General features: G+C 67.9%; 10 protein-coding genes. 8 read left to right on the top strand and 2 right to left on the bottom strand.

Annotated elements, in window-relative coordinates; genetic code table 11:
* Positions 1-7 precede the first annotated feature (7 nt).
* Positions 8-2,710, top strand: coding sequence for an AAA family ATPase (locus ACFTZB_RS01650; RefSeq protein ID WP_378429803.1), 2,703 nt, complete (start codon positions 8-10; stop codon positions 2,708-2,710).
* 103 nt (positions 2,711-2,813) lie between these two features.
* Positions 2,814-3,650, top strand: a complete 837-nt coding sequence (locus ACFTZB_RS01645) for a class I SAM-dependent methyltransferase (protein WP_378429802.1) — start codon at positions 2,814-2,816, stop codon at positions 3,648-3,650.
* Between the two features lie 18 nt (positions 3,651-3,668).
* On the opposite strand, the gene ACFTZB_RS01640 is transcribed toward ACFTZB_RS01645, so the two are convergent.
* Complete coding sequence (locus ACFTZB_RS01640) at positions 3,669-4,721, bottom strand: 3-keto-5-aminohexanoate cleavage protein (RefSeq protein ID WP_378429801.1); 1,053 nt, start codon at positions 4,719-4,721, stop codon at positions 3,669-3,671.
* Positions 4,722-4,881: 160 nt separating this feature from the next.
* On the opposite strand from ACFTZB_RS01640, the gene ACFTZB_RS01635 reads away from it, so the two are divergent.
* The 5 genes from ACFTZB_RS01635 (at position 4,882) to ACFTZB_RS01615 (ending at position 9,057) form a co-directional block, all read left to right on the top strand.
* Positions 4,882-5,886, top strand: a complete 1,005-nt coding sequence (locus tag ACFTZB_RS01635; RefSeq protein ID WP_378429800.1) for an AraC family transcriptional regulator ligand-binding domain-containing protein — start codon at positions 4,882-4,884, stop codon at positions 5,884-5,886.
* Between the two features lie 152 nt (positions 5,887-6,038).
* Positions 6,039-6,425 carry a carboxymuconolactone decarboxylase family protein gene (locus ACFTZB_RS01630; protein WP_072946305.1) on the top strand — a complete coding sequence of 129 codons (387 nt, stop codon included), beginning with the start codon at positions 6,039-6,041 and terminating at the stop codon, positions 6,423-6,425.
* 50 nt (positions 6,426-6,475) lie between these two features.
* Positions 6,476-7,834 carry an MFS transporter gene (locus tag ACFTZB_RS01625; protein ID WP_378429799.1) on the top strand — a complete coding sequence of 453 codons (1,359 nt, stop codon included), beginning with the start codon at positions 6,476-6,478 and terminating at the stop codon, positions 7,832-7,834.
* 317 nt (positions 7,835-8,151) lie between these two features.
* Positions 8,152-8,787 carry a hypothetical protein gene (locus ACFTZB_RS01620; protein ID WP_378429798.1) on the top strand — a complete coding sequence of 212 codons (636 nt, stop codon included), beginning with the start codon at positions 8,152-8,154 and terminating at the stop codon, positions 8,785-8,787.
* 24 nt (positions 8,788-8,811) lie between these two features.
* Positions 8,812-9,057, top strand: coding sequence for a hypothetical protein (locus tag ACFTZB_RS01615; RefSeq protein WP_378429797.1), 246 nt, complete (start codon positions 8,812-8,814; stop codon positions 9,055-9,057).
* 198 nt (positions 9,058-9,255) lie between these two features.
* Here ACFTZB_RS01615 and ACFTZB_RS01610 read toward each other — a convergent pair whose 3' ends face one another.
* A complete protein-coding gene (locus tag ACFTZB_RS01610) occupies positions 9,256-10,053 on the bottom strand; it encodes a hypothetical protein (protein ID WP_378429796.1) in 798 nt (265 codons plus the stop codon).
* A gap of 284 nt (positions 10,054-10,337) precedes the next feature.
* On the opposite strand from ACFTZB_RS01610, the gene ACFTZB_RS01605 reads away from it, so the two are divergent.
* Positions 10,338-11,669 (top strand): HNH endonuclease, encoded by a 1,332-nt coding sequence (locus ACFTZB_RS01605; RefSeq protein WP_378429816.1) that lies wholly within the window; start codon positions 10,338-10,340, stop codon positions 11,667-11,669.
* The last annotated feature ends 4 nt before the right edge of the window (positions 11,670-11,673 follow it).

Here is an 11,673-nt window from a genome sequence, read left to right as displayed (position 1 = left end):
GAGTGACGTGAGTGACCCAGGGACTATCGAGTTCGTCGGACGTTCCCGCGAGCTCGCCGAACTCGAGGCGGCCCTGCACGAGACCGCCCGGAGTGCGCCCGTCGTCGTGGTCGTCGAAGGCGTGCCGGGCATCGGCAAGACCACTCTGGTGGAACACTTCATCGCCGCGCATTCCGACGTGCCCGTGTTCTCCGCGGTGTGTGCCCCGTGGGCGTCGAGCCGTCCCTTCGGAGTCGCCGAGCAGCTCCTGGGTGCGGCCGTCACGTCGCAGGAACCTCTCGACGTCGCCCGTGAATTCGTCACGGCGGTGGCTCCCCGCGCCGGTGACGCGCCGTTCGTCGTCGTGGTCGACGACGCGCACTGGGCAGATCTGGCGTCGCTGCAGTCGCTGACCTCCGCCGTGCATCTACTCGACCGCCCGGGGCTGATCGTCCTCGTCACGAACCCGGATCCGCCCGACGGTGTTCCCGCGGACGTCCTCGATGTTCTCGACCGGCACAGTCGCCATCGGGTTCGCGTCCGCCCACTCGACGCGTCCGACGCTCGCGCCCTCGCGAGCAGCCTCGCGCACGTCGACCTTCCCACCCCGGTCGCGCACCAGCTGGTCCAGCACACGGCCGGGAACCCGCGGCACCTCACGCAACTCCTCCAGGAGGTCGATCCTGTTCTGTGGGGACGCTGGCAGGCGGTCCTCCCGGTGCCGCACACGTTCGCGGCGAAGGTACGGTCGCTGCTGTCGGAGGCCTCCCCGCAGGCCCGGGCGCTCGCCGAAGCGGCCGCAGTCCTGGCCGGGGATCCGAAATTCGCCGACGCCGCCGCACTCGCCGGCATCGCACACCCGGTGGGCGCGCTCGACGAACTTCACCGGGCAGGTCTCCTCGCCGCCGGTGAGCACCGCGGCGTGACCGTACTGACCTTCTCGTCGCCGCTCACCCGCGCCGCCGTGTACCACAACCTCGGGCCGATCCGATTGCGCGACCTGCACGATCACGCCGCGCGGATCGTCGAGGACGAGGGCAGGCGCCTGGACCACCGCGCCGCGGCCGCCCCGTTCGCCGACCCGGCGCTCGCGGACGAACTCGACCGCTACTCCGCGAGCAGGGCGACGGTCGGGGCGTGGTCGGCGGTCGCGGACGCACTGATCAAGTCGAGCCGCCTCACGGCGGACCGGGGGGAACGCGAGCAGCGGCTGATTCGCGCCGTCGACGCCCTCCTCGGCACCGGAAACCTCTCCCACGCACTGGCTTTCGCCCCAGAGATCGAAAGTTTCCCGGAAAGCCCGTTACGCGACGCCGTGCTCGGGTACCTCGCGATCCAACGCGGTCGTCCCGCCGAGGCCGATGCGCTGCTCACCCAGTCCTGGTCCGCCTGCGATCCGGAAACCGATCCGGCCACCGCCGCCTTGATCTGCCAGCGGCGCGTCCTCGACTCGCTGGCCCGCTGGCACGGACCGGACCTCGTCGAATGGGGTTCCCGGGCAGTCGCTCTCGTCGATTCGGCTGATCCATCGGCGGTGGAATCCGCGGCGATCATGGGGCTCGGACTCGCGGCCACCGGCCGGATCGCGGAGGCGCGGGCCGCCTACGACACGTTGTCCGCGAAGATCGCCCTCGGCGCCCAATCCCAGCGTTTCGACATGGCCCGGGGCTGGCTCGACCTGGCGCTGGACGATCCCGAATCGGCACGCCAGGAACTCGAGAGCGCCGTCCCCACGGCCTTCCGGATGGGCTCGGTCCGCATCTCACTGTGGGCGCAAGCCTGGCTGGCGCGAACACAGTTCGCCCTCGGGGACTGGAACGGTGCCATCGCCACCGTCGACCGTGCCGCGCACCAACTCGAGGATGCCACGCTCGACCTCCTCCGGCCCCTCGTGCATTGGACCGGCGCCCAGACGCACGCGCTGCGCGGGAACTGGCCCGCCGCACACGAGCATCTCCGGCTCGCCGCCGCGAGTTCGCACGACTACCCGATGATGTTCATCCCGTCCGCCCTGGCGCGCGCCCAGTGCGCCGAAGTGGAAGCCGACTACGCCGCCGTCATCAGGGCGCTGGAGCCCCTCACCCGTCTGGAACCCCGGGAGGGCGTCGACGAGCCCGGCTTCTGGCAGTGGCCCGACGTGTACGCGAACGCGCTCGTGATGGCCGGGCACGTCGACGACGCGGACGCCTTCCTCACCCCGCACGAGGAACGGGCCGCCGAGCGCGGGCACCGGTCCGCGATGGCGCGTCTCGGCTACGCCCGCGGCCGCATCGCCGGTGCGCGCGGCGACATCGACACCGCCAGGGACGTGTTCGAGAATGCGCTGACCCAACTCGACACCCTGCCCCTCCCCTACGACCGCGCGCGGGTGAACTTCGCGTACGGCCAGACCCTGCGCCGGGCAGGCAAACGACGCGAAGCCGACGCCGTCATGCAGGCCGCCCGCGAAGGGTATTCCGCGCTCGGCGCCGCCTCCTACGTGCAGCGGTGCGACCGCGAACTGAAGGCGGGCGGTCTCAACGTCAAACGCAGCCGGTTCACGCTCGAGGAACTGACCCCGCAGGAACGGGCGGTGACCGAACTCGTCGCCGGCGGAGCCAGCAACAAGGAGGCCGCGGGCGAACTGTTCCTGTCCGTCAAGACCGTGCAGTACCACCTGACCCGCGTCTACGCGAAGCTCGGCATCCGCTCGCGCAGCGAACTCGCGGCGCAGTTCCGCGACCAGGAGTGACGTCCCGGGTGGCGGGAACCCACCCCGAGGGTGCCTGTTCCGGGTACCGCCGACCGGCCAGGCTGGATCACGACCGAAACAGCCGACCCACCGGAGTACCGAGATGGATGACACGATCGACGCAGTACGAGCCGACCGCGACCTGAAGACCAAACACCGCGCCATGTGGGCCCTCGGCGACTACCCCGCCCTGGCCACCGACATCATCGCCGGCCTCGGCCCCGCCCTGGTCCGGGCGAGCCGGGTCAGGCCCGGTGACCGTGTCCTCGACGTCGCGGCCGGCTCCGGCAACGCCGCCATCCCCGCGGCGCTGTCCGGTGCGAGCGTCGTCGCCAGTGACCTCACGCCGGAACTGTTCGACGCCGGACGCCGCCGGGCCGCCGAACTCGGCGCCGAGGTCGAGTGGCGCGAAGCCGACGCCGAGGCGATGCCGTTCGCCGACAACGAATTCGACACCGTGATGTCCTGTGTCGGTGTCATGTTCGCCCCGCACCATCAGGAGAGCGCGGACGAACTCGTCCGTGTCTGCAGGCCGGGCGGGACGATCGGACTGCTCAGCTGGACCCCCGAGGGGTTCATCGGTCAGATGTTCGCGACGATGAAACCGTACGCACCCCCGCCCCCTCCCGGCGCGCAGCCGCCGCCGCTGTGGGGTCGCGAGGACCACGTCCGGGCGTTGTTCGGCCATCGGGTGACCGACGTCGTGGCAACCCGGCACACCGTCCGCATCGATCAGTTCCGGACCCCCGAAGACTTCCGCGACTACTTCAAGACCCGCTACGGCCCGACCATCGCGGTGTATCGGCACATCGCCGACGACCCCGCCCGGGTGGCCCAGCTGGACCACGAACTCGCCGACCTTGCGCGGCGTTTCGATCACGGCACCGGCAGTACCGTGATGAACTGGGAGTACCTCCTGCTCACCGCGCGGAAGTGGTAGGCAGCAACCACGCGCCGGTCAGGCGTGCTGGGTGAAGCCCACCTGGCCGGGACGGCGGTTCGGGGCGTAACCGAGCTTGGCGAGCGTCTCGTCGGCATCGGCGTAGGTTTGGCCGATCCGGTAGATGTCGCGGGCCTCCTTCCCGGTGGCCACCTCCCGGCCCAGCTCCCCGGCCACCCGGACCAACTGCTCGACCTGCGCGACCGACGTCATCTTCTCGCCCTTACGACCCCAGATCGTGTCCTCGTTCCCGCACCGCGGATGCAGACCCATCGCGATCGCCATCGCGTTGACCGGCAGCACACTGCGCATCAACGTCTCGAGGGTCAGGCACGCCCCGTCCGGCACCCGCTGCACGAAATTCAGGATGTTGTACGGATTCGGGCCGTCGAAACCACCACCGATACCGACCCACGTCAAATTCAGCGGACCGGTGTACACCCCACGCCGGATCAACCGCTCCATCGTCTCGAGCTGCGGGATGCTCGACAGCTGGAAGTGCGGCTGGATCCCCGCCGCCTGCAGCCGGCGCAGATGCTCCTCCACCCACGCCGGACCGGCCGGGACCGTCATCTCCCGGTACGCCTCGGCCAGCTCGGGCCGCTGCATCGAGGTGCCCGCGATGTCGTCGGCGGTCATCAACTCCATGATGTTCATCTGCGAGGTGTTGATCGCGATCGTCACCTGATCCGGTGCCGGATCGAGGTCGGCGAGCATGTGCCGGGTGTCGTCGGAGAGCCACTTCGCGTCCGCACCCTCACCCTCGGGGGCGAACGAGATCGAACCGCCGACCTGCAGGATCATCTCCGGCACCGCCTGCCGCAGCCCGGCGAGCAGCTCGTTGAACTTCGACAGCCGCTTGGAGCCCTTGCCGTCGAGTTCACGGACGTGGATGTGCAGCACGGTGGCGCCGGCCTCGTAGCAGTCCACCGCCTTCTGCACGTGCTCGTCCATCGTCAACGGCAGGTCCTCGCGGAAATCGTCCGGCTCCCACTCCGGACCGTACGGGGCACACGTGATGACCAGCTTCTCCTGGTTCTCGGGGAAGAGGGCGTCGTCGTGGAAATGCATGGGTGTTCTCCGTTTCGGAAAGATTGCGGACGGCGGGACTGTGACTCAGCTGACATAACGGTAGCCACGGGATGCGATCCAGACTTACCCTGACGGGACATATTTGTTTCCCGTTCGGGACACCCGGCCGAGGGGACGCCTGCGACGGAAGGTGACGCGAATGGCCAAGCCGCTCGCCCGGTATGCCGCGTTGACCGGCTTCGTCGAACTGGGCCGCACACTGTCGCTCGACCCGGTGACGCTGCTGACGAGCGTCGGACTCGACCCGGCCGGGCTGGACCTGCAGGACCGCTGGGTGCCCGCGTCGTCGGTCGCCCGTCTGCTGGAGTTGTCCGCGGCAACGTCCGGTCGCCAGGACTTCGCGCTGAAGCTGGCCGAGCGGCGGCGCCTGTCCACCCTCGGCCCACTGAGTGTCGGCATCCGGGACGAGCCCGACGCGCGAAGCGCACTCCGGATGCTGATCCGCTTCCAGCACACGTACAACGAGGCGCTGCACATCCGGCTGTCCGAGCGCGACGGCCTGGCGACGATCCGCATCAGCTTCGACCCCGGCGAACCCGTGCCGGTCCGGCAGTCCGTCGAACTGGCGGTCGCGGTGACCCACCAGCTGTTGCGGCAACTGCTGGGCGAGCGGTGGCATCCGGTGTCCGTCAGCTTCGAACACGGACGACCGGCCGACGACTCCACGCACCGGCAGGTCTTCGGCGCGCCACTCCACTTCGACGGCGAGTACTCCGGAATCCTGGTCTACACGGGAGATCTGGACGAGCCGAACAGATTGTCCGACCCGCTGCTGCGGTCCTATGCGCAACAGATCCTCGACACGCTCACCACACCGGAGGAACCGACCCTCACCAATCGGGTGCGCGAACTCGTCGAACTGCTGCTGCCGAGCGGGCGCTGCTCGATCGAGCAGGTCGCCCGCAGCCTCGGCGTCGACCGCCGGACGGTGCACAGACACCTCGCGAGATCGGGCGAGACCTTCACCTCGGTCCTCGACTCCACCCGCGCCGAACTCGCGAAACGCATGGTCACCGGCCGGCGTTACTCGTTGACGGAGATCTCCGAGATGCTCGCCTTCTCGACGCCGAGCAGTTTCTCCCGGTGGTTCCATCAGCAGTTCGGCATGAGTCCTCGCGAGTGGCGCAAACAGACCACGGGATAGGCGCCCGCGCGACCGATGTCCCGAAATGCAAAGAATTCCGTCCCGTAGGGGCAACTAATCGGCTCACGGGCCACGTAGCGTGATGCAGGCCACTATCGGGTCGGGCCGTAGCCCGCGTCACACCCGATTCGTTCTCCGTGAAACGAGCCGCCATGACCGCTGAGCCGATACCCACCCCGACACTCGACCGAATGAAGAGTGCCGGGAGCTGGAATCCTCTGTGGGACACCTTGTCCCAGTGGGATCCGGAGTGGACCGAGCAGTTCATGGCCATGAACGCCACTCCCGTGCAGCGTGGGGTGTTCACGCCCGAGTTCGTCGAACTGCTCAGCATTGCCATCGATGCCGCCGCCACCCACATGTACGCGCCGGGAGTGCGCAGGCACATCCGGGCCGCACTCGAACTCGGTGTGTCCAAGGAGGAGATCCTCACCGTCCTCGAGATGGTCAGCGTCCTCGGGATCCACGCCTGCAATCTCGGCGTCCCGATCCTCGCGGAGGAACTCGACGCGTACGAGTCCCGGCGCCCGGCACACTGAACGCCGCTCCCACACTCTCTCCCTCTCCATCCGCACCCTCAGGAGCATCCATGGGACCGAATCCCACCACGTCCGAACTCGAGATCGCAGTTGCCGACCCGTCGAGTTCCGCGCCGACCGCCGACCGCCGCACCCGACGCTCCTCGTTCTACCCCTGGCTCGTTTTCGTCCTCGCGTTCGCGTTGCTGCTGTCCGACTACATGTCCCGCCAGGTTCTCAGCGCGGTCTTCCCGTTCCTGAAGGCCGACTGGGCGCTGACGGATTCCCAGCTCGCATCCCTCACCAGCATCGTCGCGCTGATGGTCGGTCTGCTCACCCTCCCGCTGTCCCTGCTGGCCGACCGTTGGGGGCGCGTGAAGTCCCTGGTGCTGATGGCCACGCTGTGGAGTGTCGCGACCCTGCTGTGCGCGATCGCCTCCAGCTACGAGCAGATGCTCGCCGCGCGCTTCCTCGTCGGTGTCGGCGAGGCCGCGTACGGAAGTGTCGGAATCGCCGTGGTTCTCAGCGTCTTCGCGCCACGCGTCCACTCCACGCTCAGCGGCGCGTTCATGGCCGGCGGTTCCTTCGGCTCCGTCGTCGGCGTCTCGCTCGGCGCGGTCATCGCCGTGCATCTGAGCTGGCGCTGGTCGTTCGCCGCGATGGCGGTCCTCGGACTCATCCTGGTCCTGGCGTTCCGCACGATTGTCACCGAACGCCGCCTGGCCGAGCACGCCGCCACCGACGACGCCGCCGAATCCGCCCGCCCCGACGAACCCGCGATCCGCGTCCCGGTGTCGACACTGTTCACCAACCCGACCGTGTGGTGCGCGTACCTCGGCGGCGGACTGCAGATGTTCAACGCGGCAGTGCTGCTCGCCTGGTCCCCCAGCTACTTCAACCGCTACTACGGCATGGCCCCGGACAAGGCCGGTGCGGTCGCGTCCGGGTTCGTGTTACTGATCGCCCTCGGCATGATCGTCTGCGGCATGATCACCGACCGGGTCGGCCGCGACAACGCGGCCGCGAAGTGGACCAGCGCGATCACCTACTGCACCATCTCGCTGGCCTCGCTCGGAATCGCACTCCAGCTGGAAACCGGTGCATCCCAGCTGATTCTGCTGGGTATCGGCGCCTTCTTCGCCGCCGGCTCGTCCGGCCCCACCGCCGCCATGGTCGCGGGATTGACCCACCAGTCGGTGCGGGCCTCCGCCCTCGGCAGCCTGACCGTGACCAACAACGTCCTCGGCCTCGCCACCGGCCCCTTCGTCATCGGCATCCTCGCCGACCGCCTCGGCCTGCTCGGCGCACTGCAACTGGCACCGCTGGTGTACGTGCTGGCGATCATCGCCCTGTTCCTCGGCAAGCGGACATACCCCGCCGGGCTCGCGAAGCTCACGGCGCAGAGCGCCGCCGCCGCAGCCAAGGTGTAGGTTTCGCCGGTGTCCACATCATTCGGCAAGTCCCGGTAGCAGCCGCCGCCGGGCCTTGCCGAGTTGTCGTACACCTCGACGATGCGCTGGAGGGCCTTCGCCGCGTCGGCGATCGCGGGGTGATCGAGCGAGCGGTTCGACCCGCACCAACTCCTGGCGGAGGCGACGATCGACTGCTACAACGACAGCGAATGCGTCACCGGCTTCTACACCATGCTCGACGAGAACCTCGACCTACCGTTGCCGGCACCGCCACCCGACGGTGCCGAGTGGATCAAGGCATACCGCCACTGGCTGATATAGGTGAGGACACGAGCATGAACACCGGCGACACCGCACCCCCGAGCGCGACCGGGGAACACCGGATACGAATGACCGAACAGGAGGCCATGTCGAATCTGCACGCGGTGCTGCACCTCTGCGCGGCCGGTGAATTGCGGTGCAGCGAGAAGACGCACCGCCCCTCCGCGGCGACGGTCGCTGCCGTGGGCACAACGCTCGCGCACGGCGACTTCTACCTCGACGACCCGATCGCGTCGTTCGCGTGGCCGCTGATCATCCAGGCCGGTGGGCTCGCCACGATCGAGAGCGGGCGCCTGCGGCTGACCCCAAAGGGCCGTACCGCCCTGCGTCGGCCGACGGCCGAGGCCATCTCCCCACTGTGGCGGCGCTGGCTCACCCACGCGGTGATCGACGAGTTCAGCCGAATCGAACAGATCAAGGGTCAGCGCGCACACAACGTCCTCACCTCCGCCCGGACCCGCCGGCAGACCGTCGCTGCGGCTTTGGCAAGCTGCCCACCTGGAGAGTGGATCGGGATGGATTCACTGTTCACGGCAATGCGACGGAAAGGCATGAGCCCCAACGTCGCACGCAGCGAGCGCGCGCTGTGGAAGCTCTATCTCGTCGACCCGCAGTACGGCAGTCTGGGCTACGACGGTTACCACCGGTGAGAGATCCTCGAGGGCCGCTACACGATGGCGGTGCTGTTCGAGTACGCCGGCACGCTGGGCCTGCTCGACCTCGACCACCTCCACCCCACCGGCGCACGGTCGGACTTCCACGCCAACTGGGGCGGTGACGACCTGGACGCGCTGAGCAGGTATGACGGACTGCAGGCGATCCGGCTCACCGCCCTGAGCTGCCCGGCACGCTGCGGACCGTCATCGACGACGTCACCCGCCGAGCCACCCAGCTCACCGACCACGGCCACGCCCGGGTGATCGAATGCACCGATGCCGCACCCGCTGCGCTCATCACCCGCGACCGCGCACTCACCTCGCGGTCCCCGTCGAACACGAACCGAAGTTCCGCAGGGCCCTACACAAACTCGGCTACGCCCTGCGCGGGCCGAACACCCCCTGACCGAGGGCGTCAACGCCGCGACGAACTGGACCGCGCGCGGCCAAATCCGCTGGTAGTCAGATCCAGTCGATGTGGACGGAGTCGATGTGGTCGAAGTGGAATCCGAACTGCTCGCTGTACGTGTCGAAGCCCTTGTTCTCTGGGTAGCAGAGGGTGGCGTGCCGTTCGAGCAGTGCAACGACCCGGGCGTGATCATCGCCCACCAGAGCGGCGGCGAGTTCGCGGGATTCGTCGCAGCTGAACGGTGTATCGGAGTTCGCAAAATCTAGGGTGCGGACCCGGTAGTCGTATCCCTCGTCGGCACCGTTGCGGACCGTGACCCCGCCCTTGACCCGGATGATCGCCCTCTTCGGTGTTCCGTCCGGGCGCAATACGCCGGCGCGCTTCATGATGTCCTGGGCCTTGATGTTCTCGAGTTTCTTGCCGGCATCGGCACGCAACTCCTTTGTTTCCCCGGACCGGTATCGGGAGACGGCGGAGCGGGACCGCCCGATCCTGGCGGCAACGGCATCGATGCCACCGAGGCGTTCGATCGCCGCACGCCGTTGCGCACGCTCGACGACGTCGGCGTGCGGGATGCGGCCAATTTGAGCCCACCGGCGCAACGTGCCGTCCGACGGCGGTGTGCGGTCGGCATCGATCGCCGCCTGGCGCAGGCCCTCATTGCCGAGCTCCGCGCACAGTTGCTGGACGGAGACCTTGCTGGTCAGTCCTGCCAGTCCCCCATGCTCGACATGCTTCGACTTCTCCACACCTCTGGTCGCCGCAGTCGCGACCGAGACCACGAGACCGTCGAAAGCGACCACCTCCTGCGGCAACTTCGTGGTACGCGGCTTCGGAAGATGCTGAGCCATCAGTCGTCCTCATCCTCTTCTTCGGCTACAGCCGCCTTGATCACCAGATTCACCTCATGCACACCGGTGGCCGTGGCCAGGCCCGGACAGCAGCGAGTCTGTGAGGAGTGTGTCCTAATCCACCGACATCTTTCCGGACCTGTCCCTGCGATAGAAACCTTCTCCCCCGACCGTCAACTGGGTAGAGCCCGCCAATTCCGATTCGGGTATTGCCCCGCCTCGTGCCTCCAGTTACAATCGAACATATAATCGAATTACCTTGGGGGAGGTTGATTGTGGGGGCAATGCTTCTCGAGGAATTGCGCGCATTCACGGCGCGACTGCAATGCGCCGAAGCGGCGAGTGGGGATCCGGGATTGGGCATCGACCTGCTCGATGCGATCGAGACATTGAAATCGGTCGGGTGTGCGGTGCAGGCGGTGATCACCGACGATGTCGCGACGAGTATCCGTGCGGACCGCAGGGCTCGGAAACTTCCGCAATCCGAGTGGGGTCGCGGTATCGCATCACAGATTGCGTTGGCGCGCAGGGAGTCTCCAAACCGCGGCGGGCGACATCTGGGGTTCGCGCAGGCGCTGGTGCACGAGATGCCGCATACGTTGGCCATGCTGCAGACCGGGCGGCTGAACGAGTGGCGCGCCACCCTACTCGTGCGGGAAACAGCGTGCCTGTCCGCGAACGATCGGGCTGTCGTGGATCGCCGGTTGTGTTCGGACCCAGCCACACTCGACGGAGTCGGCGACCGCGGCCTGATCGCACGGGCCAAAGCCCTGGCGGTCGAACTCGACGCCGCCTCGGTCGTCCGGCGGCATCGCAAGGCCGTGTCCGAGCGACGGGTCACGACCCGTCCGGCCCCGGATTCGATGGCCTATCTGAGTGTGCTGATGCCGGTGGAGCAGGCGGTCTGCTTGCAGGCCACGCTGGGTCGGGATGCGGACAATCTCATCGCGACCGGCGAGAGTGGTGGCCGCACCCGCAGTCAGCTGATGGCGGACCTGTTGTTCGACCGCGGTACCGGGGCCTCGGTGGTGGCGTCAGGGGTGCCGGTGGCGGTGAACCTGGTGCTCTCGGACGAGACGCTGCTGGCAGGCGGTCACGAGGCGGCGCAGCTTCAGGGGTTCGGGCCGGTGCCGGCAGGGATCGCGCGACAGCTGGTGGCGGACGCCCTCGACCGTGACACCGAGGCGTCGTTGCAGCGCGTGTATTCGTGCCCGCAGTCGGGGTCGTTGACGGCGATGGAATCGCAATCTCGAACATTCCCGAAAAGCCTGCGAAAGCTGATCGATCTGCGGGATCAGACGTGCCGCACCCCGTGGTGTGATGCGCCGATCCGACATCACGATCACATCCGCTCACGGCGGAGGTCTGGTGAGACCAGTGTGCGCAACGGGTCCGGGCTCTGTGAGGCCTGTAACTACGCGAAAGAAGGCGACGGTTGGACGGCCCGCCCGATATGCCGCCCCGGCCGCACCCACCTCGTCGACCTCGGCACCCCGACCGGGCACCACTACCGCTCGGCGGCACCACCACTCCCGACCGCCGGGACTTGCCGAATCAGCTTCGTGAACGCTTCACAAGTGCCACGCTTGAGACCATGGACAGCATCAATTCGATGAGTGA

This window comes from Rhodococcus sp. NPDC057014, assembly GCF_042673295.1.
In the GTDB taxonomy this organism is placed as follows: domain Bacteria; phylum Actinomycetota; class Actinomycetes; order Mycobacteriales; family Mycobacteriaceae; genus Rhodococcus_F.
The sequence above is the reverse complement of the archived record's forward strand: the minus strand, read 5'-3'. Positions and strand labels throughout refer to the sequence as shown.